General features: G+C 44.8%; 26 protein-coding genes and 3 pseudogenes. 18 read left to right on the top strand and 11 right to left on the bottom strand.

Annotation, left to right across the window (positions count from 1 at the left end; translation table 11 throughout):
* Positions 1-29: 29 nt before the first annotated feature.
* A complete protein-coding gene (locus tag QUE24_RS07125; RefSeq protein ID WP_286305912.1) occupies positions 30-473 on the top strand; it encodes a phage holin family protein in 444 nt (147 codons plus the stop codon).
* A gap of 54 nt (positions 474-527) precedes the next feature.
* On the opposite strand, the gene QUE24_RS07120 is transcribed toward QUE24_RS07125, so the two are convergent.
* Positions 528-668: an entericidin A/B family lipoprotein gene (locus tag QUE24_RS07120; RefSeq protein ID WP_286305911.1), complete on the bottom strand. Its 141-nt coding sequence runs from the start codon at positions 666-668 to the stop codon at positions 528-530.
* 209 nt (positions 669-877) lie between these two features.
* On the opposite strand from QUE24_RS07120, the gene QUE24_RS07115 reads away from it, so the two are divergent.
* Genes QUE24_RS07115 through QUE24_RS07095 form a run of 5 tightly spaced genes read left to right on the top strand, consistent with a single transcriptional unit; the run spans position 878 to position 5,227 of the window.
* Positions 878-1,348, top strand: coding sequence for a (2Fe-2S)-binding protein (locus QUE24_RS07115; RefSeq protein ID WP_286305910.1), 471 nt, complete (start codon positions 878-880; stop codon positions 1,346-1,348).
* Positions 1,335-3,224 (top strand): xanthine dehydrogenase family protein molybdopterin-binding subunit, encoded by a 1,890-nt coding sequence (locus QUE24_RS07110; RefSeq protein ID WP_286305909.1) that lies wholly within the window; start codon positions 1,335-1,337, stop codon positions 3,222-3,224. Before QUE24_RS07115 ends, QUE24_RS07110 begins: the two co-directional genes overlap by 14 nt.
* Positions 3,200-3,634, top strand: a complete 435-nt coding sequence (locus QUE24_RS07105) for a molybdopterin cofactor-binding domain-containing protein (protein ID WP_286305908.1) — start codon at positions 3,200-3,202, stop codon at positions 3,632-3,634. Before QUE24_RS07110 ends, QUE24_RS07105 begins: the two co-directional genes overlap by 25 nt.
* 25 nt (positions 3,635-3,659) lie before the next feature.
* Complete coding sequence (locus QUE24_RS07100) at positions 3,660-4,628, top strand: XdhC family protein (RefSeq protein ID WP_286305907.1); 969 nt, start codon at positions 3,660-3,662, stop codon at positions 4,626-4,628.
* Between the two features lie 2 nt (positions 4,629-4,630).
* On the top strand, positions 4,631-5,227 hold the full coding sequence (locus QUE24_RS07095; RefSeq protein WP_286305906.1) for a nucleotidyltransferase family protein: 597 nt from the start codon (positions 4,631-4,633) through the stop codon (positions 5,225-5,227).
* A gap of 27 nt (positions 5,228-5,254) precedes the next feature.
* Here QUE24_RS07095 and QUE24_RS07090 read toward each other — a convergent pair whose 3' ends face one another.
* The gene (locus QUE24_RS07090; protein ID WP_286305905.1) at positions 5,255-5,608 is read right to left on the bottom strand and encodes a hypothetical protein; all 354 of its coding nucleotides are present in this window, start codon (positions 5,606-5,608) and stop codon (positions 5,255-5,257) included.
* 171 nt (positions 5,609-5,779) lie between these two features.
* Between QUE24_RS07090 and QUE24_RS07085 the strand changes: the two genes are divergently transcribed.
* The 4 genes from QUE24_RS07085 to QUE24_RS07070 all read left to right on the top strand — a co-directional run bounded on the left by QUE24_RS07085 (position 5,780) and on the right by QUE24_RS07070 (position 9,722).
* A complete protein-coding gene (locus tag QUE24_RS07085) occupies positions 5,780-6,334 on the top strand; it encodes a glutathione peroxidase (protein WP_286305904.1) in 555 nt (184 codons plus the stop codon).
* Between the two features lie 125 nt (positions 6,335-6,459).
* A complete protein-coding gene (locus tag QUE24_RS07080; protein ID WP_286305903.1) occupies positions 6,460-7,002 on the top strand; it encodes an OmpA family protein in 543 nt (180 codons plus the stop codon).
* Positions 7,003-7,022: 20 nt separating this feature from the next.
* Positions 7,023-8,357: a TolC family outer membrane protein gene (locus QUE24_RS07075; RefSeq protein ID WP_286305902.1), complete on the top strand. Its 1,335-nt coding sequence runs from the start codon at positions 7,023-7,025 to the stop codon at positions 8,355-8,357.
* Positions 8,358-8,456: 99 nt separating this feature from the next.
* Positions 8,457-9,722, top strand: a complete 1,266-nt coding sequence (locus tag QUE24_RS07070; RefSeq protein WP_286305901.1) for an O-antigen ligase family protein — start codon at positions 8,457-8,459, stop codon at positions 9,720-9,722.
* Here the strand turns inward: QUE24_RS07070 and QUE24_RS07065 are convergent.
* The 5 genes from QUE24_RS07065 to QUE24_RS07045 are packed head-to-tail and all read right to left on the bottom strand — an operon-like array spanning position 9,670 to position 13,672.
* Entirely contained in the window at positions 9,670-10,203 is a 534-nt protein-coding gene (locus QUE24_RS07065; protein ID WP_286305900.1) for a glycosyltransferase family 9 protein, read from the bottom strand. The genes QUE24_RS07070 and QUE24_RS07065 overlap by 53 nt on opposite strands.
* Positions 10,200-10,565 (bottom strand): glycosyltransferase family 9 protein, encoded by a 366-nt coding sequence (locus tag QUE24_RS07060; protein WP_286305899.1) that lies wholly within the window; start codon positions 10,563-10,565, stop codon positions 10,200-10,202. The genes QUE24_RS07065 and QUE24_RS07060 overlap by 4 nt, the downstream gene beginning before the upstream one ends.
* Before the next feature lie 3 nt (positions 10,566-10,568).
* A complete protein-coding gene (locus QUE24_RS07055) occupies positions 10,569-11,579 on the bottom strand; it encodes a glycosyltransferase (RefSeq protein WP_286305898.1) in 1,011 nt (336 codons plus the stop codon).
* Positions 11,576-12,697: a glycosyltransferase family 4 protein gene (locus tag QUE24_RS07050; protein ID WP_286305897.1), complete on the bottom strand. Its 1,122-nt coding sequence runs from the start codon at positions 12,695-12,697 to the stop codon at positions 11,576-11,578. Before QUE24_RS07050 ends, QUE24_RS07055 begins: the two co-directional genes overlap by 4 nt.
* A 6-nt stretch (positions 12,698-12,703) precedes the next feature.
* Positions 12,704-13,672: a mitochondrial fission ELM1 family protein gene (locus QUE24_RS07045; RefSeq protein ID WP_286305896.1), complete on the bottom strand. Its 969-nt coding sequence runs from the start codon at positions 13,670-13,672 to the stop codon at positions 12,704-12,706.
* 191 nt (positions 13,673-13,863) lie between these two features.
* Between QUE24_RS07045 and QUE24_RS07040 the strand changes: the two genes are divergently transcribed.
* The 6 genes and pseudogenes from QUE24_RS07040 (at position 13,864) to QUE24_RS07015 (ending at position 19,142) form a co-directional block, all read left to right on the top strand.
* On the top strand, positions 13,864-14,151 hold the full coding sequence (locus QUE24_RS07040; protein WP_286305895.1) for a hypothetical protein: 288 nt from the start codon (positions 13,864-13,866) through the stop codon (positions 14,149-14,151).
* 208 nt (positions 14,152-14,359) lie between these two features.
* Positions 14,360-14,854: a thiol peroxidase gene (gene tpx, locus QUE24_RS07035; RefSeq protein WP_286305894.1), complete on the top strand. Its 495-nt coding sequence runs from the start codon at positions 14,360-14,362 to the stop codon at positions 14,852-14,854.
* Between the two features lie 97 nt (positions 14,855-14,951).
* On the top strand, positions 14,952-15,596 hold the full coding sequence (locus tag QUE24_RS07030) for a hypothetical protein (protein WP_286305893.1): 645 nt from the start codon (positions 14,952-14,954) through the stop codon (positions 15,594-15,596).
* Positions 15,597-15,692: 96 nt separating this feature from the next.
* Positions 15,693-17,155 (top strand): annotated as a pseudogene (locus QUE24_RS07025) (circularly permuted type 2 ATP-grasp protein).
* The gene (locus QUE24_RS07020; RefSeq protein WP_286305892.1) at positions 17,155-18,096 is read left to right on the top strand and encodes an alpha-E domain-containing protein; all 942 of its coding nucleotides are present in this window, start codon (positions 17,155-17,157) and stop codon (positions 18,094-18,096) included. Before QUE24_RS07025 ends, QUE24_RS07020 begins: the two are co-directional and overlap by 1 nt.
* Positions 18,093-19,142, top strand: coding sequence for a zinc-binding metallopeptidase family protein (locus QUE24_RS07015; RefSeq protein ID WP_286305891.1), 1,050 nt, complete (start codon positions 18,093-18,095; stop codon positions 19,140-19,142). The genes QUE24_RS07020 and QUE24_RS07015 overlap by 4 nt, the downstream gene beginning before the upstream one ends.
* On the opposite strand, the gene QUE24_RS07010 is transcribed toward QUE24_RS07015, so the two are convergent.
* Complete coding sequence (locus QUE24_RS07010) at positions 19,084-19,836, bottom strand: proteasome-type protease (protein WP_286305890.1); 753 nt, start codon at positions 19,834-19,836, stop codon at positions 19,084-19,086. The genes QUE24_RS07015 and QUE24_RS07010 overlap by 59 nt on opposite strands.
* A 218-nt stretch (positions 19,837-20,054) precedes the next feature.
* Between QUE24_RS07010 and QUE24_RS07005 the strand changes: the two genes are divergently transcribed.
* On the top strand, positions 20,055-20,975 hold the full coding sequence (locus QUE24_RS07005; protein ID WP_286305889.1) for a mechanosensitive ion channel family protein: 921 nt from the start codon (positions 20,055-20,057) through the stop codon (positions 20,973-20,975).
* On the opposite strand, the gene QUE24_RS07000 is transcribed toward QUE24_RS07005, so the two are convergent.
* Complete coding sequence (locus tag QUE24_RS07000; protein WP_286305888.1) at positions 20,957-22,063, bottom strand: WG repeat-containing protein; 1,107 nt, start codon at positions 22,061-22,063, stop codon at positions 20,957-20,959. The genes QUE24_RS07005 and QUE24_RS07000 overlap by 19 nt on opposite strands.
* A gap of 130 nt (positions 22,064-22,193) precedes the next feature.
* Here QUE24_RS07000 and QUE24_RS06995 point away from each other — a divergent pair, with 130 nt between their 5' ends.
* A complete protein-coding gene (locus tag QUE24_RS06995) occupies positions 22,194-23,063 on the top strand; it encodes an alpha/beta hydrolase (protein ID WP_286305887.1) in 870 nt (289 codons plus the stop codon).
* On the opposite strand, the pseudogene QUE24_RS06990 reads toward QUE24_RS06995, so the two are convergent.
* A pseudogene (locus tag QUE24_RS06990) lies at positions 23,050-24,965 on the bottom strand (aldehyde dehydrogenase family protein). The gene QUE24_RS06995 and the pseudogene QUE24_RS06990 overlap by 14 nt on opposite strands.
* Positions 24,966-24,977: 12 nt before the next feature.
* Positions 24,978-26,617, bottom strand: a pseudogene (locus tag QUE24_RS06980) (acetolactate synthase large subunit).
* Between the last annotated feature and the right edge of the window lie 5 nt (positions 26,618-26,622).

Here is a 26,622-nt window from a genome sequence, read left to right as displayed (position 1 = left end):
ATTCACCCTAACTAAATAAGAAGGTTACGATGAGTTTGTTTTCAAGAATACAAGTAACAACCTTAGCGTTTGCATTGGCAATCATTCTCGGATTATTTGCTATTGGTTTTGCCGGGATTGCTGGCTATATAGCTCTTCAGGCATATTTTGATACGCCTCTAGCAGCTTTGTTAACAGCCATCGCGTACCTTCTGGTGGCGTTAATTATTTTAGCCGTTGTAAAAGTACTGAACCGTACTTCTGATAAAGCACCCTCTCGTAATAGAGAGGGGCGCGAGTACAATACTCAACAAACTGAGGAGTTAACCGCACTTTTGGAAAAATTTTCTGACCCTGTGCTGGTTGATGTGATCAAAAAACACCCAGGCAAGTCTCTAGCAACAACTTTAGCTGCTGGTGTTTTATTTGGTTATAGTCAGGAAGCTAGGTCTGTTGTTAAGTCTGCATTGAAGCAATACTTTGACGAAAGTTAATGTCACTTAACATATATAAAAATAAAAAAGCCTCAATTCATTGAGGCTTTTTTATTAATAACCTTTATTCTCGCTGGCACTCTTTTCTAGAGCATCTCCTGCCGCACCCACATCTTTACCGATGCCCTCCATCGTATTACAGCCAGCTAGAAATAAGATGAAACAAACAGATAGTAACAAAGCCAATGGTTTCATAAACACTCCTATTTTAAGACAGGCATAAAATTACCATAACTGATAAAAGATAGAGAAACCTTTATCTTTTTTTACACCATGGTTTTTTGTCTAGGAACTAAATTTTTCAATACTGGTCATGTATAATTGAATAATAATTAGCTGGCTAACTAAGTGTGATTGTCAGGCGCAAAAAAAAGATTACTCGAATCAGAATTAGGATGAATCAAATGAAGCTCATGATTAACGGTAAAAGCCGTCAGGTAGACGCACCTGAAGATACACCAATTCTATGGACACTCAGAGACATACTCGGTATGACAGGCACAAAGTTTGGATGCGGTAAAGCGCTTTGTGGCGCCTGTACAGTTATGCTTGATAGTAAACCAATCCGTTCCTGTGTCACACCAATCAGTGCGGCAAAAGATAAAAAAATTACCACTATCGAAGCGGTATCAGAGGACAAAGTTGGGCAAGCTGTTCAGACGGCTTGGCAATCGATAAATGTGCCTCAGTGTGGTTATTGCCAATCAGGACAAATTGTTGCTGCAACGGCCTTGCTTCGTGACAACCCAAACCCGACAGATGAAGATATCGACACTGCCATGAGTGGCAATATTTGTCGTTGTGGTACCTATACGCGGATACGCGAAGCAATTAAGCAAGCAGCGCAACAGGGGGTAAATAATGAATCATTCTGATCTTCCTGAAATAGCCAATGTGAGTCGACGTAAACTTCTTAAGGGCTTCGCATTAAGCGGACTCGTACTAGCTGTTGGTATGCCGTCACAATTATTTGCTGCGGATGAAACCCCAAAATATGGACGTGACGGGATGCCTAATGGCTGGGTTGATGATCCTCTCGTGTTTGTCTCAATTGCTGAAGATGGCACTGTCACGATTGTCGCTCATCGTTCTGAAATGGGCCAAGGCGTTAAAACAAGTTTACCTATGGTGGTTGCCGATGAAATGTCTGCTGACTGGGCAAAAGTAAAAGTTGTTCAGGCAGAGGGTAATGAGATGCGCTATGGCAACCAGAATACCGATGGCTCGAGAAGTATGCGCCATTTTTTCATGCCAATGCGTAACGTCGGGGCAGCAGCCAGGATGATGTTAGAAGCTGCCGCCGCGGCGATATGGTCGGTGCCTGTCAGTGAAGTAAAAGCAGCGAATCATCAGGTCGTTCATGCGGCTAGTGGACAATCACTAGGTTATGGTGAGCTTGCTCAGAAAGCGGCCGAAATGGATGTGCCCGAAAGCCAAAACCTGATTTATAAAACTGCAGATGAATTCAATTACATCGGCAAAAGTGACAATAGGCTCGTTGATGGGGCCGATATCGCTACTGGCCAAACAACGTATGGTATGGATGTACGCCTTGATGATATGGTCTATGCTGTTATCGCGCATCCTCCAGCTTATGGCGATACACTCAAATCTTACGATGATACGGAGACCTTAAAAGTACCTGGCGTACTCAAAGTTCTGACCTTGCCCAGTAGCCCGCCTCCAGCTGTATTTAATCCACTAGGTGGGGTGGTTGTTGTCGCGACCAACACTTGGGCGGCAATTCAAGGTAGAGAGAAATTATCTATCGAATGGAACGCGGGCCCTAACCGTCAGTATGATTCAGAAGCCTTTCGTAAGACTTTAGAGCGTTCCTCACAGCAAAAAGGGGGTAAGGTCATCAGAAGCAAAGGTCAAGCGTATAAGGCAATGGCCAATGCCAGTTCAACAATTTCTGCTGACTACTACATTCCTCACCTAGCACAAGCGCCAATGGAACCTCCTGCTGCGACGGCACGGTTTGTTGATGGTATATGTGAGATTTGGACTGCAACCCAGAACCCACAGGCTGGTGTTGATACCGTTGCGAAATGGCTGGAAGTAAAACCTGAGCAGGTTAAGGTCAACGTGACCCTATTGGGCGGCGGTTTTGGGCGGAAGTCGAAACCAGACTACCTGGTTGAAGCCGCGCTGATTTCCAAAGCATTGGATGGGCGCGCTGTGAAAACAGTATGGACACGTGAAGATGATATTCAGCATTCCTATTTTCATACTGTGTCTGCTGAACATATGGAAGCCGCGTTTGATGAGCAGGGCGATACCATCGCTTGGTTGCACCGTACAGTCGCTCCAACCATTGCTTCAACCTTTTCGGAAGGTGCCAAACATGAAATGCCGATGGAGTTGAGCATGGGGGTGGTGAATATTCCTTTTGATATAAAGAATATTCAAATCGAAAACCCAGAAGCACCAGCTCATACACGTATTGGTTGGTATCGTTCGGTAGCGAATATTCCACATGCTTTTGCTATTCAATCATTTATTGCTGAGATGGCTCACCAACAGCAAAAAGACCATAAAGACTTCTTATTGTCTCTGATTGGGCCCGATCGAGAAGTAGACCCGACCTCATTAAAAGATGAGTGGAACTATGGCGAGTCCCCCGAGCTTTACCCATTGAATACAAAACGTATGAAAGGCGTGATTAACATGGTGACGGACAAAGCTGAGTGGGGAAATCACTACCGACAGGTTCTGGTCAGGGAATGGCTGCTCATTATAGCTTCGTGACATACGTCGCGGTTGTCGTTGAAGTGACGGTGAATGACGATGGAGAAGTCAGCGTGCCCAGAGTGGATGTTGCTGTAGATTGCGGTCCTCAAGTGAATCCAGAACGCATTCGTTCACAGATTGAAGGGGCATGTATTATGGGCATGAGCCTTGCCCTGTCTAGCGAGATTACCTTTAAAGACGGCGTTACCGTTCAAGATAATTTTGATGGGTATCAGGTTGCTCGCATGGATGCTGCACCTAAGGAAATTAATGTGCACCTGATGCCGGCTAATGACTTTAGTGAACCGCTAGGTGGTGTTGGTGAGCCAGGTATGCCACCGATTGCACCCGCTCTGTGTAACGCCATTTTTAATGCAACAGGCAAACGTATCCGTGAACTGCCAATACGTTATCAACTAGAGTCGTAATGTTATGACGGGGCATGATACAAACGTGCTAAAACAGCTGCAAAGCTGGTATCAGCAAGGGCATAAGGTCTGGTTAGTGACGGTACTTAGCACTTACGGTTCCAGCCCTCGCCAGCCTGGCTCTATGTGTGTATTACGTGATGACGGGCTGTTCACTGGCTCCGTTTCCGGCGGCTGTGTAGAAGATGATTTAGTGACACTTTTACGTGATGGTGCACTTTCGTCAGCTTCAGCTCAAATAAAAACCTACGGCGCTAATCAGGAAGAGCAAGCACGTTTCAAGCTACCTTGTGGAGGGCAATTAAAATTACTGGTAGAGCCAGTCATTGATGACCAATGGCTTGATGATGTTATCACCGCCATTTCCTCCCAAAAGCTGATCAAAAGAGACGTTTCTCTGAGGTCTTTACAGGTAACCTGCTCCTTAGCACTAAGTCATGAGCCTCTGGTCTGCGAACGGCCAGAGTCCATCTCATTCGTCTACGGACCGCGTTTACGCTTACTCATTATTGGCGCTGTAGAAACGTCATATTATCTGGCCAATATAGCCACTGCGCTCGATTATCAAGTCTATGTTTGTGATCCAAGAGTTGAGATGCAGCAGACATGGACACATCAAGAAAGTACATTACTGACAATGATGCCCGATGATGCTGTGACCTCACTGCAGCCCGATCTAAATACGGCAGTGGTGGCTTTAACGCATGATCCGAAGTTAGACGATATGGCATTACTTGAGGCGCTCAAATCAGCGGCTTTTTATGTGGGGGCTTTGGGGGCCAAATCGAATAACAATAAGCGTCGGGAAAGACTCAAATTATTTGATCTGACTCAACAAGAGATTGATCGGCTGCATGGTCCGGTTGGTATGTCCATAGGTAGTAAAACGCCTGCAGAAATTGCGGTGGCGATAGCGGCCGAGTTAGTCGCTATTTATCGTCAACGTATTCGAGCACAACAGACTTCAGCTTCATTGGATAAGGTGCTCACCTAAACATGGCGCTTGAAAAGGTAGCGCCGATTATTCTCGCTGCTGGTAAGTCAACACGCTTTGGATCCAACAAGTTACTGGCAGAAGTCGAATTTAAAGGCATCAGACAAGCGTTGCTACTGCATACTTTATCACCCTGGTTGGATGTGTTTGAGCGCGTTTATCTGGTGACGCCCAAAGAGAATCAGCTTATTGAAGAAGCCTGTCATTCTATTGATCACAGCATTGAGTTTATCAAAGCAGAACAGAGTGAGTTGGGTATGGGGCATTCGCTTGCTGCCGGTGTGGAAGCTTGTCATTCATCACAAGGTTATTTGATAGGCTTGGCAGATATGCCAATGATTGAGCCAGAAATACTTGAAAATCTGGTCAATAAGCTTGAGCAAGGCTTTCCTATCGCTGCTCCCTATTTTGAGGGTAGACGTGGTCATCCAGTTGCTTTTTCTCAAATTTATCGTGATGCATTACTGGCATTATCAGGTGATGTAGGGGCTAAAAGTATTCTGCTCGAGAACGAGAAGCTGATTGAAAAAGTGAATGTGAAATCGTCTTCAGTTTTGACCGATATTGATCTAAAGTCGGACCTTTCAGTGCTGTCATGAATCCTGAACTAATACAGGCTTTATTACTTATTCAGGGATAAGTTTTTTCGCCAAAGCATTCAGGTGAAAAAAATGAAATCGACCGATCTTCACCGGCACAAGCACACAGTTGTTTTTTTCCATAAACTCACGCAGTTGTAACTGTTTGTTCGGCTTATAGAGGACGGGCTTGCCCGTCAGCGAGTAGAGAATGCCAGAATCGGTAATGGCTGAGCCTTGCCGTGTTTTGAAATCATAGTGAAAGTCAGTCACTTGTTGCGTGATGATAAAAAAATCGTAATGGCTGGAGTGGCCAAAAATATGTTGTTCTTGGGTTTCTTGGACTTCTACCAAGCCCCAATTTGATATGACGCCGCACTCTGATAACGATCTGGCTTCCAAAACACGATCCTTGTGTAAATTTGTGAAACAGTGCTCATTAATTTAGCAGTTTAATTCTCTTATAACAATGCTTTACGGATGCCAATTTTCGATAAGCCGTATGGATACGGTCATCACATTTTTTTCATCGATCTGTCGACAAAATCAGACAAACATACATGGAGAAAGAATATGAATAATTCGTTCAAAGCTGGCTTACTTATGATGGTAGCTTCTACTGTCCAAGCAAAAGATTGCCCACAATATATGGATTATGACTTGCCCAAACTTCACTCGAATGACACGGTGAATTTATGTGAAATAGCCAAAGATAAAACCTTATTAGTCGTTAATACCGCAAGTCACTGTGGCTATACGCGCCAATTTGGTGGTTTGGAGTCATTACATCAGCAATACCAAGATAAAGGTTTAGTGGTAATTGGTTTTGCGAGCAATGACTTTGATCAAGAAGCCAAAACAGAAGTGGAAGCAGCGAGAATTTGTAAAGAAAACTTTGGTGTGTCATTCACCATGGTTGCGCCAAGTTATGTAACAGGTTCGCGTGCTAACCCAGTTTTCAGGGAAATTAATCAACAAAGCCAAGCGCCAGATTGGAACTTCAATAAATACATCGTTGATGCTGATGGGCAGGTGGTAAAACACTTTGCCAGTTCAGTTGAGCCAGATGATCCTGAATTGTTAAACACTATTGATTCCACTCTGAGTAAGAATGAAGATAATCCCTAAGCTCAAGAGATACGCATAGCTTGTTGACTATATACCCAGCAAGGTCAATACTCTACTGTTATTGATACTTTGTTGTTATCATTAACAAAGTCTATTAGCACACAAAAGGAATGCTGGAGTAAAGGATGTGTATTGTTTATCGACTGGTATTTGCCAGTTTAATAGGTTTGGCCTTATCTGCATGTAGCAGTATTCACAATACCATTGGTCCAGACACTCCTCAGTCTGAGTTACGAGAATCTTTGCAGGCGCCGCTGACTGTTTCTGATAGTGGTTCGCCTTTTTGTCAGGAAGCAACGGTGGTTGCAGTCACGCCAAAAGTGGTGCGTGTTCCAGAGCGTTATCACGCAACGCTTTATTTTGAGTTAGACAAAACGACGTTTACACCAGCCTCTCTCCGTGATTCTGTTGATGTATACAAAGCGATTCTGGAAAGAAAAAATCGTCATGTTGAAATTGTCGGTCATACAGACACGCTTGGCGCCAGCGCATACAATGAAAAGCTCTCAGAGCGTCGCGCTAACAAGGTAGCGCAGGATTTGATCAATGCCGGTGTTGAAGCCAATCAGATTTCTGTGTCAGGGAAAGGGGAAACGGATCTGAAAGTACCCACGGCAAATGGCACTGAAGAAGTACGTAACCGCCGGGTTGAGATTGATCTGCGTTAATATCTGGAGCATTTAGACATATGGTTACATCGCAACGCTTTACTCTCATTGCTGCATTTATGACGGCTATCGCCAGCAGTCCCGTTTTTTCTGAAACTCTGCAGGGAGCAGTAGATAAAACACTAAAACAAAATCCTGAAGTTCTGGCTGAAGCAAACCGCCGTTATAGCGTTGATAAAACGGTTGATCAGGCGAGAGCCGGTTACTATCCAAGAGTCGATCTGACTCTGGGTATCGGCTTTGAGCGAACTAAAAACTCAGCAACAAGACCCGGTCATGAATCTCTTTCTCGTGGCGAGGCTGAGATTGAAGCAACTCAAATGCTGTATGACGGTTTTGCCACAAAAAGTGCAGTTGAACAAACTCAGGCACAAGCTAATTCTGCTGGTTACAGTGTGACAGATTTATCGGAGAGTATTGGTCTGAACACTGTACAAAGCTACCTTGATGTAATGAAACGTCAGCAATTACTTGAAAACACTCAAGCGAACTTGATTCAACATGAAAAGATCTTCGATAAAATCAAGTTACGAACAGATGCGGGTGTAGGCAATCGCTCAGACCTTGATCAAACCACTGGTCGTGTGGCGTTAGCGGAAGCGAATTTACGCTCTACCGAAGGTAATTTAAAAGATGCGGAAACACGTTATGAGCGATTAGTAGGGCAAGCCCCTGAAGCGCTAACCGATCCAGGTATGTCATGCTGTGACAGTGCACCCGCTAAGGTTGAAGATGCCATACAAATTGCCTACAGACAGCATCCAGCATTATGGGCAGCTATGTCTGATCACGAAGCATCATTGGCCCAGCAAGAGGGAGCTAAAGCACCATTTCATCCACAAGTGCGAGCTGACTTGAGCGCCAGAGCAGATAATGATCTCGACGGAACACGTGGGCATGAGAAAGAAGTTCAAGCGATGATTCGCATGGACTACAACCTCTTGAATGGCGGCGCTGACAAAGCACGTATTGAAGAAACCAAGTATCTCAGTGAACAAGCCAAACAAAACGCCGAAATTATCAAACGTGACGTTGATAGAGATGTGCGGCTGGCATGGAGTAATGTTGAAACCTTGTCGAGACGTTTACCTATTCTTGAGCAACGTATGCTGGCTGCTGAAAAAACGCGTGATGCCTATTTTGAACAGTTCAATGTCGGCAGACGGACCTTACTGGACTTGCTTGATACAGAAAATGAATTGCTAACAGCCAGAAATGATTATGCCAATGCCTATTATGATCATATTTACGCCTGTTACTGGTTATCCGAAACAATGGGGCGGTTAATGGAAAGTTTGTCTATTGAGGCACCGGAAGCAGCCATCATCGTCGCGCAACCTCAGACTGCTGAATAATTCCCTGCTAATGTAACCAGTCTTGAAGTCTGGCTGACTCGTCTGCCACTAAACTGTCACATATTACGGATACGATATCCATTTTGATTGAATATCGTTATGCATCCCATCAGGCTGACCGCACCCTCACCTGCCTTAAAGGTCTTTGTTTATCTTCTACCGGCCTTATTATTATTCTCGAGAGCAATAGCGGATATTACAGTCGTTCTGGTGGCATTCACCTTTTTGTTTATCAGCTATAAAAATCAGTATTGGCCATGGCTAAAGCAGTCATGGTTTGTTGCTTTTTTAGTATTTAACGCCTATCTAATTTTACTTAATTTACCCCAAAGTAGTGAACCATCAGAAAGTTTGAAGTATGTGCTTACTTTTATAAGATGGCCTTTATTTGCAATGGCATTGGCGTATTGGATTTTTGATAATAGTGACATTAGACGTCATTTTATTATCAGCCTCTCACTTATTATGGCATTCGTTGTAGCTGATACTTTATGGCAGTATTTATTTGGTGTGGATTGGTTTGGCATTGAACGTTTCACTGAAACACGCTTAACAGGGCCATTCAGAAGCCCTATTCCCGGAACGATGTTATTACGACTGTGGTTCATCGTGCTATTCATCGCTTGTCTTATGCCATGGTTCAAATATACGACCGTCCGACAAATAACATCATTAATGACCATTATGAGTGTCGGGTTTGTTTTCACCTATCTTACAGGCGAGAGAATGGCATTAATTCTTTATTGTGCCGGGGCTGCTGTTGTGTTTATAACTATGCTGTTTATCTACCGAGACTATCAGCGACGCTTGTTAAGTATGGTGGTAATTTTTGCATTATCACTGGGTATGATCATACTGATCTCTCCAGATATGCTCGATCGGAGCATCATGAGTATCGGTACTAAATTATCGTCATTTGCCGAATCCGATTATGGGCTGGTTTTTAAAGCCGCTTGGCAAGTATGGCAGGATAATTGGTGGTTTGGCAGTGGCTTGCATACTTATCAAAGCGTCTGTCAACAACAGCAATTATTAGCTAGTGCAGGCATGGTGTGCAGCCATCCGCATAATCTCTACCTGCAACTGGGGGCTGAAACAGGTGTGGTTGGATTAATTTTATTTCTGATAATGCTGTGTTTATTGTACAAGCAGGTATTGCTGCCATGTATTAAAGCCAAGAATGGCTTACAAACAGCATTATGTTTTGCATTACTAACGGTCAGTTTTTGGCCATTGTCCGGAGGGATTAGTGTGCTGAGCAACTGGGTGGCAGCTTTAGTTTGGTTAGGTGTTGGCTGGGCGTTGGCGGTATCTAGGGCAAGTGTTTTAACACCTCATGAACATCTAAGTCATACAAATCGTTAACCTGAAGCGCGCGAAAGTCCCCACGTTGAAGTTCTGATCGTTCAACAGAAGTTGTTGGTCCGAATAGAGCAAGACCAGATTTACCCAAACATGAGGCGATATGACTGGGGCCGGTATCATTACCAACCACAAACTGTGCATGATTCAGAATGGTTGCCAACTGAAACCAGTTAAGCATTCCATGGTCTTTTGCCGGTGTGTAACCTGCCAGTCTTGCTGCCATATCTTGTTCATCTGGCCCCAAAATATTCACCACATCATATCCAAGCTCAATGAGTTTAAAAGAGAGCTCGGCATAATACGGCCAGCGTTTTTCTTTATGTTGTGCAGAGCTGCCAGGTATAAGGGCAATATAAGGTTGTTTAACATGGCGCCAAAGAAATTCGATAGCGTGACTTTCCGTCATCCACTTCACATCTGGAAAAAAAGCATGATGAGTGGGTATATCGGCCTGAGTGAGTAAGGTTTTCAATCCTTTCAAACCTGACTCAGACGCCTTTGCTCCACGCCGACTAATCCAGTCAACATCAGGTAAAAAAAGCGCTGATATAAGGCTGTTCTATCCGAGTTTTGTAAATCAATAACCAGATCAAACTGGTGTTGAATAAGTTGTCTGCGTAGCCTGAATTGGTGTTTCAGCCTTCTCAGTGGCTGGCGATCATCTATCATGATGCTATCGATATAAGGTGAACGCACCATTAAGGATTCATAGCGGGACATGGTCAACAAGATAATCTCAGCATCAAGGAAGTGCTGGCGGATATCTTTGAAAATACCGTCTGCCTGAATTAGATCACCAAATGCCCCATGCTTGATAAGCAAAATCTTATTTGCTTGTGTCATGAATTATGGTTCCAGCAAACCCTGGTAAACAGAAAGGGTATTTTCCGTCATGGCTTCCAGTGTCATTGATTGCTGAGCCAGCAGCATCGCTTTCTGCATCATACCTTGCCAGCCCACTATGTCTTTGCTAAGTGTGGCCAGCTGTTGACGAAAAGCCTGGGTATCAGCGATAGGTGTGATTAATGCCTTATCAAGGACTTCGTTAGCGACAGGTACATTCGTAGATAAAATGGGTTTGCCTAATAATAATGCTTCACTGACTACATAAGAAAAGCCTTCTCTTCTCGAGCTGATTAATACGCCGTCACAAGCGTGCATCAGTGAACTGACATCTGGACGATAACCGACCAAACGACAGTGTGTCTGTGTTGACATCTGTTGAATTCGACTATGTAACCGTTGGCGTTCTTCTCCTTCACCGATAATCAGTAAATTCAAAGCCAGGCCATCTGCGGCATCCAATAACAAATCAAAGCCTTTTGCCTTTACTAGTCGACCAACGGCACAAAATGTTGGTAACTCAGGGTTGAGTCCAAACTCTTGATGGATATCAATAGGTGCAACTTTTGGGGTAGAAATACCGTTATATATTGTTGTGGCATTCGCTATGTTCAGATGTGAGCGAAGACTATGACTAACCGCAATCGCCTGATCGAGCTTGGCAAAATCTTTCACTCGGCTTTTGATGTTATGTAATGTACCTACGGTTTTTGCGCGATGAAAATAGCGACACTTATTTAGTACAGCCGTCGCTTTATTAGCCTGAGCATGCACTATATCCGCGTTGGACTTATGCAGATAATAAAGCACGCTGAACCACAAAAGTGGGTTACGCCGGCTTTGCTCAGTATTAACTGGAAAACCTTGGATATGTACAGGTAAGGTCTCTAGAAATTGAGGGTCGGCAATAACACTGACAGAATGACCGGCTTTGTGGAGGCTGATAGACAGTTCTCTGACATGTTTTTCAAGCCCACCACCGCCTGTGCTTAATAACAATTGGCAGATGTTCATGTGGGCGAATGTTGTTTTAATGCGCGTTTATAAACAGATAGCGTGGTTTCTAACATAGACTCCAGTACAAAAGGATGTGATTCTGGAACAACAGGCGGTGCAAGTAACCATTTTGTGCTTAAGCTGACGACAGCGGCTTTATCACCCGTGCTTACTTTGCCTTCCGGCAGTACGGCCGTTAGTTGTTCTTCCACACCGCCATGAGCATAAGCAATAACCGGCACCCCTAAACTCAGGGCTTCTATACTGACTCGCCCAAACGCTTCCGGCTGCAATGATAATGACATGACGATGTTGGAAATTGACATAATTTCTCTCAGATCACTCCGGTGGCCGATAAAACTTACATCATTTAAAACGCCAAGTTCAGTTGCACGTTGTTGTAATTCACCTAAAAAAGCCGATTTTCCTTTTTTAGTTTCACCAACAATCAAACCGTGCACATCAGAATAATATTTTTTTAGCTCAGCAATAATCTCTATAAAATCAGCCTGACCTTTCCAACGTGTAATGCGTCCCGGCAGAGTGATTAATAACTTGCCCCGTGTTTGAGGGAAGGATTGATACCAATGAGATAACCATGCATTATTTGGCTGATATCCATACGGGAACTCTCGTCGGTCAATACCCCGGTAATTCAGGGTGAGGTTTTTTTGAACACCGTATTGCGTCGTGACGTATTCACGGATTTTTTCCGACACAACCAATATCTGTTCGCCTTTGGTCATGATTCGGCTATAGCCGTTGACAGAGTATGTGCCGTGAACGGTAGTAATGAATTTTGGACGTGATGCCTTTGGTAAGGATTTCCACGTCAAATAGCATACCCAGGCCGGCATACGTGAACGCACATGTAAAATATCAACACGATTATTCACCAGAAAGCGTCGTAGTCTCGGGATAAGACGGAATGTCGCCAGCGACTTACGGCCTATGTTCCAGTTTATATGCTCGCTGCCTTGCTGACGTAAGGTATCGACTAAGCGGCCACCAGCGGAAATAACAAACGAGCGATGCCCCAGGCTTGCCAGATAGCGGCCGACTTCCAATGTGCCTCGTTCAACACCTCCTGATTCAAGTGCAGGTAACACCTGAACAACGGTTAACTGATCTGTCATGAGCAATTAGCTGAGTTGAGGTATTGGCTGTGGTTGTGCTTGTGGCACGCCATCCAACCAGTGTTTTGCTATCCAGTCTGCACAGCGTTCTGATTCCATGAACCCCGGAACAGCTTGTAGACGGTTTTTGTAATGGCCCAGGCTGTCAAAGCGAACAGCATAGCCTTCACCCACTAACTTACTCAGTCCCCGTGAGACACGGTTATCACGTTTGATGGGCATGTTAAGAATACCGACCGCAGTGTTTGCTGTGAGTGCTTCATACACCATCGACACCGAGTCTTCGCTAATCCATGCACTATAACTTGCTGCTAATTGGCGTGAAACCCAGTTACGATCGGTTTCTTCGAAAGGTACGATAGTAAGGTTGGCCAATTTGAAGCCTAGCATGTGAGTGGCGAAGTTGGCAGGTGTACGTGGAGAGGTCGTGAGCGTATAGTGAACACGCGGGTTTTGCTTACAAAGCTGAGTTATTTGTGATGTTATATGGTTTTCATTCCAGTCACAGTGTTTGGAAGGGCCGCCAATCATGATTAGTCCCTTATCGGTGTGATGAACACCTGTCGCGTGAATAGGGTTAAGAACGCCTCGTGTTTCCAATACATTGCCACGACCTTGATAATAGTCATGCTCCGGTATTAAGCTAAGATCAAAAAAAGACACCGGTAAACTGGGCTGCATCAAGACGATGGTTTGCCCGCCATACACCTTTTTTGCTGCCAGCATGTGAAGATGCGTGCGATGACCTGCCCCGATAATGAGATCAGGTAAAGGTAGCCCATGACCTGCAGGCCAGGTTGTACTCAATAAATCGAACACAGGTTGAAGTCGACCACTCACCGGAATATCAAAACTTTGACAGGCCATTTTGCGCTTTAAGGCATTCACCAAACCTTGAGATTGGCTTTGATGGCCAGGTTTTCCATCAGTGAGTCGCCAGATGATGATGGGGTCTTCGTCTTTCTTGATATTCATGCAGACAGCACCTAAATATAAAGTAATGTAGCCTCAAGCTGAAAAGGCGATGTGCTGTGGACTATAGGGCAGCCGTATTAAAGTTTTATGAAATGAGAGCGGTTTCACAAAAAATAAATTAGGAATATTTTCTCTGGAGGCCTATGGCGAGCTAAGCCATAGTCAAGCGACGACAGTCAAAAGGAGTGCACATGATTGAGCGTGATGAAGATACCTTTAGTGCGTTAAAGGAAATGGCTGAAGATGCGCAGTTGGTCTCACGTAACCACAATGATGAATTAATCGGTCTCGAGTACTATTCAAATTTGGCTGTGTTGAGTGATGATGAGTTGGGTTTATTAGTTCGTTTATGGCACGAAAAGTATGTGACCTGCCAAAAAGAGAAACTCGCTTCTCAATGGATGGTCATACAGATATTCATTCTTATCTTATTAGCCATTTATGTGGCTTGGGTATCAGGGGGATTGCTGGTACGCTGATCAGTATAGTCGGTGTGATCGCCATGATCGCCATGATTGAAGATAAGCGGGTCAGAGTCGCTAAACGAAATTTAGCTGATGCCCGCGAAGTCTACAGAACACTACAAACATTAAAACAAGACAGACAACGGTAATGTCAGCATGTTATCTAGCCAGTTCTTCAAGGCGGATGCTGACATGTTTCGCAAATTAAATTAAAGGAGATTTTATGACTACAGTGACATTAAAAGGAACCCCTTTTGAGACAGTGGGTGAGTTGCCTGCAGTTGGACAAAAAGCACCAGAATTTAGCCTGACAAAAGATGACTTGTCTGAGCTGACTCTGGCAGATTTATCTGGTCGTGTTGTGCTCAATATTTTTCCATCTGTAGATACGCCTACCTGTGCGATGTCTGTCAGACAATTCAACACAAAAGCGGCTGCCTTGGATAACACCACGGTTGTCTGTGTATCAAAAGATTTACCTTTTGCCATGGCACGTTTTTGTGGTGCAGAAGGTATTGATAATGTCGTGACTGGTTCGGCGTTTCGCTCTTCATTTGCTGAAGATTACGGTTTATTAATGAAAAATGGGCCTTTAGCTGGTTTGTGTTCGCGTGCGGTTGTCGTCATTGATGAAACTGGCAAAGTTATTTATACCGAACAAGTCAGTGAAATTGCTGATGAACCTGATTATGAAAAAGCCTTGTCAGCACTCAGCTAAACGAGCTTATCGTTGCAAAAGCCCTGTTCAACAGCTGTTGAACAGGGCTTTTTTTGTTTAAAAAACGCTCAGAGATGATTTAGCGGAGGAGGTGTCGATGATCGCGCTTGAGACAGATTTATTTTCATCCGTGTCGGTTTTGGCTGAATTCCATCCTCTGGCAAAGGCGATTCAATTCTGGTCAGACAAGGCAGGTCAGGCACATAGTAAAGTGCTGCTTTTTTCCACTGAACCCACAGCGATGCAAGCTCTGGAAGTGGATATCGCGATGGCGGGTGATCAATTAAGTAAAGCCTCATTGCCGGATTATTATCAATTCTGCAGTGATATTGAGTTGATCTTTTATGGTGCACAGCCATCAGGTCCTGTTGCGGCTTTAACGGATATTGACTGGCTCCGTTTAAGACGGATCTCCATTTATGCCCAGTACTGGAAAGATAGAAATCCCCAAGAGGTGAATAAGCTCTTAAGTTTTGTGATGGGGATTCCTTTGTATAGTCAGATTGTGGCTCAACGCATCGCCTCAGATGCAAGTGATAAAAGAGCTAGCATTCAACAGGGGCTATCGCTGTCAGGCGGGGTCTATCTGATAGGTGTTGAACGTTACAAACAGCTTTTCAGACACGAAATTGATGAGGCGTTCAATGAAGCAAAACAGTTGGTGTCAGCCTATCGTGGCACACATGAAGATAATGCTGCTAAACGGATTAACAGTATGGTGAATGCCGCACTGACAAAATAAAACCGAAAAAAGTAACCTGCCATCCAAGTCGGGTATAACTTTTGCTCTCTTCTTCTGTATATCGTTCTTTTGAACTAAAACCTGATAGGGGGACTGATGAAGGACATTTGGAAGGACTATGAACCGGGTTCGTTTTTTGATGAGCTTATGTTTGCAAAACATCAGCCCAGAGCATTCAGTTTTAAACTGCTTGAATACTTGCGTTGCATGGAAAAAGAAGCGTTTACGCAGCGGGTGCAAGAGTCAGAAGTAGAAATGCTGGAGCGTGGCATCACCTTCACCATTTATAGTGATGCGGGCAATATTGATAGGGCTTGGCCATTCGATATTATCCCAAGGGCTATTCCAAAGAGTGAGTGGGAACGCACCGAAAAAGGGCTAAAACAACGCATTCATGCCTTAAATCAGTTCATTCAAGACATTTATAACGATGGAAATATTATCAACGCTGGCATCATACCCGCCGACGTGGTTTATCAATCCAAAGGTTATCGTAAAGAATGTCATGGTATGACCCCTGCTCATGGCGTTTGGGCCAATATCTGTGGTTCAGATTTAGTACGCGATCATGATGGCACGCTATACGTGTTAGAGGATAATTTACGTGTACCATCTGGGGTGGCATATATGCTCGAAAACAGAAAAACCACCAAGCGAGTCTTGCCTGAGCTATTCAAACTCTTAAATATTAGCCCTGTTGATGCCTACCCTGAACACTTAGCAGAAATGCTCGCCTCATTACGCCCTGATTTAACTCATCCAACGATGGCGTTATTGACGCCCGGTATCTATAACTCAGCCTATTTTGAACATGCGTTCCTTGCTCAACAAGCCGGTTTGATCTTGCTGGAAGGCGCCGATCTACTGGTAGGGGATGATGATTATGTCTACATGAAAACGATTCATGGCCTTGAGCGTGTTGATGTCATATACCGCCGTATTGATGATGATTTTATTGATCCAGAAGTTTTTCGTCCTGATTCAATGCTAGGTGTGCCAGGGATTATGCGTGCCTGGCGTGCGGGTAAAGTCGCGATAGCCAACGCGCCAGGATGCGGTGTCGCTGACGATAAAGTCATTTATGCCTATGTGCCTGACATGATCCGTTATTACCTGAATGAAGAACCCATTTTGGGCAATGTGCCTACCTGGCTGTGTCGTAATGAGGAAGATTTGACCCATGTGTTAGCGCATCTGCCTGAACTGGTGGTCAAACCCGCCAATGAGTCAGGAGGCTATGGCATGTTGGTGGGACCGCATTCCTCGGCAGAGAAAGTGGAAGAATTTCGTGAGTTACTGATCAATGATCCAAAAAACTACATTGCTCAACCGACCTTGAGTTTATCTGTTTCCCCCACCTGTTGTGATGACACGATTGCACCACGACATGTCGATTTAAGGCCATTTATTCTGTCTGGAGATGATATTTATGTCACCCCCGGTGGGCTGACTCGTGTAGCGATGGTCGAGGGTTCGTTAGTTGTTAACTCGTCACAGGGGGCGGTAGTAAAGATACCTGGATTGTTGATGATAGTCGCCATTTCATGGAGGAAGACTAATGTTATCTCGTGTTGCTGAGAGAGTGTATTGGTTGGCTCGTTATTTAGAGCGCGTGGAAAACACGGCGCGATTAATTAATGTGCATACCGCACTATTAATGGACTTGCCCGAGCATATGGAAGTGAACTGGTTTACCTTGGTGACCATTTTTGATGCTGAGCAGATTTATTACAGAAAACATCCGCGTGAAAATGAATATGACATTATGCATTTTCTATTAGCTGATCCTGGCTATGGTGGTTCATTGATTAATAATCTGGCGGCTGTGAGAGAAAATGCCCGAACCTCATTGGATGTATTACCAGAAGAAGTCTGGGAGCAGGTGAATGAGCTACACTTATTAGTGAAGAGTGAATTATCATCCATTGGTAATCGTCGTCGCAGACAGAAGTTATTACTCACTATCATGGAGTCATGTCAGTGTATATGGGGTATGATTGCTAATCACATGAGTCGCAATTTTGCTTATGACTTTTTACAGGCGGGTAAACATCTGGAACGGGCAGATATGACCAGCCGAATATTGGAGTTGTCGGCATTGCTGATGTCAGATAACCGAAGTGAAACTCTAAAACAGCACGAAGGTATTTTGTGGGCGACATTACTGAGAGTTCTAAATGCCCAGCAAATGTATATTCAAGCACATAACTCCTCATTGAAAGGGGAAAATGTGTTGGCATTTTTAATTCAAAATACAGCTTTCCCGCGTTCTTTGAGCTTTTCTGTCAAGTCGGTAGGAAATTACTTAGAGTATTTACCTGGAGATAAACACATGTTGGCACAGCAGGCTGAGATTCTGAATGATCTACAGGCATATAGTCCGGAGAGAAATCCGCCAGAAACTATTCGATTGATGATGGATGAGTTACAAATCGCCTTAAATCGACTGAATACCAGTATTACCACTAATTGGTTTTATCCGGACTACTCCGTTTCATGAAACGGTTCTTTTGCCAATGTGGGCAGGAAATTTTCTTCGACAATACCCACTGTGGTGTTTGTGGCAGTCAGTTGGGGTTTATTCCAGAGCTACAACAGTTAACCAGCCTGCAAGAAGATGATAAGGCCTGGTTGATGACCGATCTTTTTCCACTGCAGCGCTATCGAAGTTGTGAGCACCGTGATGATGAGATTGCCTGTAATTGGCTGATTCCGGCTGAATCATCTAATACTCAATGCATTTCATGTGCGTTAACACGCACCATACCCATATTGAGTCAACCTGAAAACTGGCGGCGCTGGCGAACCCTGGAAGCGGCAAAACGTCGTATGCTCTATGGCATTCTGAGGTTAAACCTGCCGATAAAGGGCGCCTATCAAGGCTATCCAAATGGCTTGGTTTTTGACTTCCTTGAAGATCAGAGAACCAATCCGATGCTGGCACTTGAGCATGTGTTAAGTGGACACAGTCAGGGGGTGATAACGCTGAATGCTGCTGAGGCAGATGGTAGCTTCAGAGAAGCAACGCGTGAAGCTATGAACGAGTCCTATCGAACCCTACTGGGACATTTTCGTCATGAAATCGGCCATTATTATTGGGATATGCTGATAAAAGATACCGATCACTACGCCATGTTTTGTGAGGTGTTTGAATACCAGCAGCAAGATTATCAAAGCAGTCTAGAATCGTATTATGAAAACGGACCCGCAGCAGACTGGCCAGCCTCCTACTTGTCAGCCTATGCCAGTGCGCATCCTCTTGAAGACTGGGCTGAGACCTGGTCACATTATTTGATGATGAATGAGACCATGGAAACGGCGATGACCTATGACCTGATTGAGCATTTTGATTATGCTAGCGATTTTGATGTGATGATGAACGACTGGTTATCGCTGGTGGTGAAAATGAATGCACTGAATCGAAGTGTTGGCAATACAGATGCTTACCCCTTTGTCGTTTCAGCGCCGGTCAGAAGAAAATTACTTTTTATTCATCAGTTGTTGAAGTCGTTGAGAAAGCCTCGGGAATCCGCGGCATTTCCTTAAATGCCTGATTTAATTTATTACCCCATTCCCGCCGTAAGTTAATCAAAAAAGTATCTTCTGCATCGAAACGATAATGATGCTTAAAGACCAGGCTATCTGTCTCGTATACCAGCACCTCAATCGGCGGGCCGACACTGACATTACTTTTCATGGTGGAATCCATAGAAATTAATGCACAGGTAGCGGCATCGGTGAGTGACGTTTGCATGGTGAGAAAACGATCTAATACCGGTTTGCCATACTTACTCTCACCTATCTGTAAGTAGGGTGTTTCACGGCTGGTGGTAATGTGGTTTCCTTGTGGATAAATCAGAAAGGCTTGGGGTGGTTGCCCTTTTATTTGGCCAGCCAGTAATAAGGTCGCATCAGGTGAAAAGCCGGATTGCTGATCTTCGCTATAACGCTTGATGCGTTGATTTAAAACATCACCTACATAGTCAGCGGTATCAGAAAGATAGTGTGTGCTATTGAGGCTGGTCTCACTATTTTCCCGTAGATCCCGGTTTATCTGTTCAATAACACATTGCGTGGTGGCCAGATTACCGGCACTTAATATGGTAATACAGCGGTCAGCATGCGTATTGAAACGAAACATTTTGCTGTATGTACTGACTTGATCAATACCGGCATTGGTTCTTGAGTCTGAGGTTAGAACCAGTCCTTTATCTAATGATATGGCAATACAATACGTCATAAATTGTTCCAGGAATCGCTGTGTTTAAAGATAGTCAAAAAGTTGAGATTGAGCAATCATCGTTTACTCGCTCACGACAATGGATGGAACCCACGGGCGGGCTTTGAGTCGTTAATACTAAAGACAGGATGAGTTAACAGCGTTGTTAACGAACATAATCAAGTTAATTATTATCTCGGATATGACGTCTGAATTCACCCCCTTTATCGGAGTATACGATGGAACCCATAAAGACATTTATTGAGCAAATCAGCTGGTCTACTATTATCACCACCAGTTTTCGAATGGTGATTATCTTTATTGTGGCCTGGGTGACAACATGGTTACTCAAATCAGCATTACAGCGGTTTGAACTAAGACTGGTCGGCAAAGCGACAGCACGAGGTGAATCATCACTCGAGTCCAGAAAACGTATCGAAACCATTGTCAGGCTCCTTAAGCAAGCAGGTTTGCTCGCGATCTGGATTACTTTCTTCCTGATAATTCTGAGAGAGATTGGTGTAGAAGTTGGGCCATTGCTTGCTAGTGCGGGGATTGTGGGTTTAGCAATAGGGTTTGGTGCTCAGAATCTGGTTCGTGATGTTATTTCAGGCTTTTTTATTATTTTGGAAAATCAGATCCGAGTGGGGGATGTAGCTGTCATTAATGGCACGGGTGGGCTGGTCGAAGCTATCAACTTCCGGACAACGGTGCTACGTGACTTGGCGGGGATCGTACATTTTTTCCCCAATGGCACCATCACGACGTTGAGTAATATGACGACAGAGTGGTCAGCGTATGTTTTTGACATTGGTGTTGCTTACAAAGAAAACACCGACGAGGTGACCAAAGTCATCCGAGAAGTTGCTGACAGTATGATGGCTGATGAGGATATGAAACACCTGATTATTGAACCACCAGAAATTTTTGGTGTGGATAAACTAGATAATTCAGCTGTCGTTATCAAAGGCAGAATTAAAACCTTACCAATTCAACAATGGACAGTGGGCCGAGAGTTTCTAAGACGTATCAAGCTGAGCTTTGACGAGAAAAATATCGAAATTCCATTCCCACACAGCACACTGTATTTTGGTGAGGATAGTAAACCATTTGATGTCAAGCTGATGGAAGCGGCAGCCAATCAGTCCAAGGATACATAACCCCACTTTCCCTGATGTTTGACTGGCGCCAGACCATCACTGAATGGTCTGGCGTCATCATACTGTGCTGGAATGACCAGCTCACCATATTGGTTGATGTAGCCATAATCCCAGTAATCCAGTGTCACCGCCGCCAAGCCTTCCTGAAAAGACTGCCCCCATTTGAATTGAGGCGCTATAACGACGTGTCCAGTGTCATCTACATATCCCACTTTACCCGCGTTCTCCACTCTGGCTAAGCCGTTTTTATATGACCAGGCATTGTCAAAGTGTGGTGGGATGATTGTTTTGCCTTGCTTATCAATATAACCATATTTGCCATCCAGCATAATCACGGCTTTTGCTTCACTGAAAGGCATGGCACGGTCGTATTTTGTATCACTTATGGGATGCCCATCAGAAGAAATAAACCAACATTTTGCGTTAGAACTCACCAAAGCCAGCTGTTCACTGAAAGAAAACACCGTCTCGAATTGAGGTGTGATGTGCATTTGTCCTTTAGCGTTCAGATAACCCCAGCCATCTTTAGTTTTTACAGCGGCGAAACCCTCGCTATAGGGTTGTGACTCACGAAACTGTGTCTGAACAACCCACTTTCCCTGTGTATCGATAAATCCCCAAGAACCATATTGCTTCACAGCCGCTTTACCTTCGCTGAATGATTCTGCTTTATCAAAGCGAGGTGAGATAGACCAATTACCCTCTGTGTTGATATAGCCCCATTTATCATTTTCCAAAGCAGCCGCCAGGCCGTCGTTGAATGGGCTCAGCTTTTTATACAATGCGGGGATAATCATCTGACCCTGGGTGTTGATCATTCCCCAATGTTGATCAATACGGATGGGAGCAAGTCCCTCATGAAAGGCGGTAATCTCAGTCTGTTTTTGAGGAGGGAGAATAAATTCGCCCGCTTTATTAATCAGACCCACATGTGGGATGCCTTGTTTATTTTGGACCACGATCGCTGTGTCACCATAAAAAGGACTGACAGCATCAAACTCATATTGAATGGCCACTTTATTGGCGCTGGCAGGTGAGATAGAACTAAGCAGAAGTAGCATCGCCGCTGTGAGTAGAAACTGTTTCATCGTCGTCACCTTTGACTTGATTGTTAGATTCAGTCTCTGCCGCTTAACGTGAATTTCACGTGAACCTAATAACAATATAAATCAAAAGCTTATCTTCTTTCTGATAGGCTGTTAAATGAGTGAAAATTGCATGAGTAAAACGTGTCGACATGTGCTTCGAAGCACAGTGACAGCGGTCCTGGTCTCAATATGTCAGGCCTGTTCGCCAGTGACTGTATTGAATGCGCTTGTACCAGACAATGGCTATCAGAAACTAGCGGATAAAGCCTATGGTGATGAGAACAGGCAAAAATTAGACATTTATTTACCTGCCCACACGAGATCAGATCATCCATTGAAGACTGTCGTCTTCTTTTATGGCGGTAGCTGGGATTCTGGCAGCAAAGCTGATTATAAGTTTGTTGCCGAGGCGCTCACCTCTGCCGGTTATATTGTCGTGATTCCTGACTATCGCTTATACCCAGAAGTCGTCTTTCCCGCATTTGTGGATGATGGTGCTCGTGCTGTGACCTGGGTATTGGAGCATATTAATGAATATGGTGGAGAGGCGGGACATGTGACTATCGCTGGACATTCCGCCGGTGCGCATATCGCTGCATTACTCAGTCTGGATGCCACCTATTTAGCGAAATATGATCATCAGCCGACAGACGTCACAGCCATGATTGGCTTGGCAGGGCCTTATGACTTCTTACCATTGCAAAGTGACCGTCTAAAGCAGATATTTGGTCCGGAACAACAACGTTGGCGAAGCCAACCTATTCATTTTGTGGAAGGAAATAATCCTCCGATGCTCTTGATGGTTGGCAATAAGGACCGCACGGTCTTACCTAAAAACAGTGTCAATCTGGCAACGAAAATTAAGCAGAAAAACGGTGCTGTTGAACTGATTGAGTTTGACGATTTAAATCACGTTGCCATGGTGTCATATTTGGCTAAACCCCTGAGAGGCAGGGATGAATTGAGACAAACGATAATCGCGTTTATTAATCAGTTTTAGTGTTGGCCGGGATTAATGGTAAAAGTGTGAAGGCGGGGCAGATAGTGATTTTTAATCCCGAGTCTTTTCTATTATCCGCGTTAACGACATACAGGGGGTAACTCTGTCCGGCTGTGAGGCCGGCTTCGGGAAGCTGGAGTAAATACTGATTATCACTGACTTTTGTATTGTCCAGGGTGAACCAGTTGTCTCCCGATTTCAGTGCCCACCCTGTAGGCGCTTCGCTCAGCTTACCTAACAAGCTCACCGTTTCAGTTTTCTGGATACAACCCGCTGGCTTAAGCGTCAGAGACGATAACTTGCTGGTAGTCAGTGGGGCAAATTCTTTTACGTTGGGTTTAGTGACGGCTCGCACATCGGTCAGTGCATGACATTCTGCTGCTAAGAGACTCACAAACACAAGAAAATAAGGCACTATCGTCGATAGTGCCTTAAGTGATGGCGTGAACATGCTAGGCAGAAATACCTTTAGAAGTGATGACAACCATTTTTTCCACTTGCATATCTTCCATGGTGTAAGGAATACCCCCGTTCCCAAGCCTGAATGTTTCAAGCCGGCAAACGGCATCCAGTCGACACGAAACGCGGTATGTTCATTGATCATCACAGCAGATGCGTCGAGTTTATCAGCCACATACATGGCTGCGTTTAATTCACGACTGTAGACCGAGGCCTGAAATGCAAAGGGTAGGCTGTTCGCCGCGGCCAACGCATCATCAACCTCGTCAAATGGATACACATTCACCACCGGGCCGAAGACTTCTGACGTGGTCACTTTTGCATCAGCGGGTGGGTTAAATAACACGGTTGGCGCATAGCAGTTATCATCCAGTGCCTTGGCACCACATAGACATTCCGCACCGGTATCGATCGCTTCTTTGACCCAGTTATCTATCCGGGTTAATTCACTTTTTTGATGATAGGACCTACTTCGGTATCAGCAGATACCGGGTCACCTACCTTGAGCTGTTTAGCTGCTGCTGCCAATTTCTCTGCCAGCTGTCTGGCTATAGAACGATGCGCATAGATTCGTTGTACTGATACACATACTTGTCCTGCATGATAAAAACTGCCTTTACTGAGACCGGGAACAGCCGCGTCAATATCAGCGTCTTCGGTCACAATAACCGGGGCGACACCACCGTGTTCCAGCGCACAACGTGTGCCTGGTGCGAGTTTAGAGCGTAAATACCAACCCACTTTGGCGCTGCCGATAAAACTCAGAAATGCCACACGGTCATCTGTGACCAGAGACTCGGTATCTTCGTGACTTTGTGTAAGTAACGCTTGGCACCAACCTTCCGGTAAACCTGCTTTGTGGAATATCTCCACTAAGCGAAAACAGGATAAAGGTGTTTTTTCAGCAGGTTTTACAATGACTGGACAACCCGTCGCAATCGCTGGACCCACCTGGTGGGCTATAAGGTTAAGTGGGTGGTTAAAGGCACTGATAGCAACCACCACACCAATTGGCTCTTTACGTATGGTTGTTAAACGATGTTGCGAAGCCGGGTTGATACCCATGGGAATAGTATGAGGGGCATCATTACGCAATCCATCGATGCAGGCTCGAATGCTATCAATACAGCGTGTCATTTCAACCTGCGAGTCGATAAGTGGTTTACCACCTTCTTCAGCGGCACCGATAGCTAGGCTCTCAGCATCCGCCTTCATGAGCTCAACGGCTTTTTCCAGAATAGCAATGCGTTTAACAACGGGGAGCCATTGTGAGCGATCTTTGTAAAGATCATGAGCCGTACTTAATGCCGTTTCAATATCCGCTTTATCTGCTTGTTCGACAGTACCGAGTAATTGTTCATTGAAGGGCGAGAAGACTTCGGCCCTGGAAGCATCCGTTTTGGATAAACCAGCGATCTTCAACGGAAAATGGGGCGTGGTCATTATATAAGCTCCTTATAAAATACAGATTTTTTGTTTCAGACCCTCACTGAGGATGGAATAGTTCAATGAATAATCAACAGCCAGATCAATCAGATGCACCCCTTTAGCATTGAGGGCGTAATCCAGCGTTTTAATGAACTCAGCATGACTGGTGGGTCTGTGGCCAAAAGCGCCATAACTGTCAGCATATTTCACAAAATCCGGGTTATTAAAATTGAGGCCATAATCGTCAAAGCCCATGCCTTCTTGTTTCCATTTGATCATGCCGTAGGCATTATCATTGAAAATCAGCACCACTAAATCTAAGCCTAATCTTACGGCTGTTTCCATTTCTTGTGAGTTCATCATAAAGCCGCCATCACCACAGACAGCCATGACTTTTTGATCCGGATTCAGCATTTTTGCCATCATTGCGGTGGGCAAGCCTGCGCCCATGGTGGCGAGGGCATTGTCGAGTAACAGAGAGTTGTAGTAATAGCTTGGATAATTGCGTGCAAACCAGATTTTATATACACCGTTATCCAGCGCGAGAATATCTTCCTCTCCCATCGCCTCTCGGATAATGCGAACAGCACTTTGCGGCAGAATAGGGAAGCGCTCATCGTCACTGTATTTAGATAGCCGCTCGTTGACTTCCTGTTTGACTCTGTAATAGTAAGAAAAGTCCCAGTGCGGTTGCACTTCAAGCCCGGCACGAAGGCGGTTAATCGAGGTAGCAATATCACCAACCACATCGAGCTGAGGGAAATAGACCGGATCAATCTCTGCTGCATGGAAATTAATGTGGATGACTTGAGCCCCCCATCTTTCATAAAGAAAGGCGGCTTTTCTACTTCATCGTGACCCACATTGATAATGAGGTCAGCGCGCTCGATAGCACAATGTAGAAAGTCAGATTCAGATAAAGCAGCAGTACCCAGATAGCTGTCATGTCGCTCATCAATCACGCCTTTACCCAGTTGCGTGTTGAAAAAAGGAATACCGGTATGTTCGACAAATTTTGTCAGTGCGGCACTGGCGCGTTTCCGGTTGGCGCCGGCACCAATCAGTAATAGAGGCATTGACGCCTCTTCTATCATTTTCAATGCATGCTGAATCGTGCGGTTATCCGCATCGGGGCGACGGATAGTTTCCACCGTATAGATGCGCTGATGGGCTTCTTCGGCGGCAATGTCTTCTGGCAGTTCAATATGAACCGCGCCTGGTCTTTCTTCAACGGCAATACGGAAAGCTTCTCGAACAGTTGCAGCGATGGTGCTGCCATGCACGACTTGTTTAGTGAACTTGGTAATAGGACGCATCATATTTACGACGTCCACAATCTGAAACAGGGCTTGTTTACTTTCTTTAATGGGTTTCTGACCGGTAATGATCAACATAGGCATGCCACCTAGTTGTGCGTAGGCGGCCGGGGTGACCAGATTGGTGGCTCCGGGCCCGAGAGTGGATAAACAGACACCGGGTTTGCCTGTTAATCGTCCGTAGTTGGCGGCCATAAAGCCCGCCCCTTGTTCATGACGGGTAATAATCAGCCTGATAGAGGAATGTTTTAAAGAATCAAGAAAATCCAGATTTTCTTCGCCGGGGATGCCGAAGATATATTCGACCCCTTCGTTTTCGAGTGCTTTGACGAGTAGGTCTGATGTTTTCATGATGC

The sequence above is a fragment of the Methylophaga marina genome (assembly GCF_030296755.1).
In the GTDB taxonomy this organism is placed as follows: domain Bacteria; phylum Pseudomonadota; class Gammaproteobacteria; order Nitrosococcales; family Methylophagaceae; genus Methylophaga; species Methylophaga marina.
The sequence above is the reverse complement of the archived record's forward strand: the minus strand, read 5'-3'. Positions and strand labels throughout refer to the sequence as shown.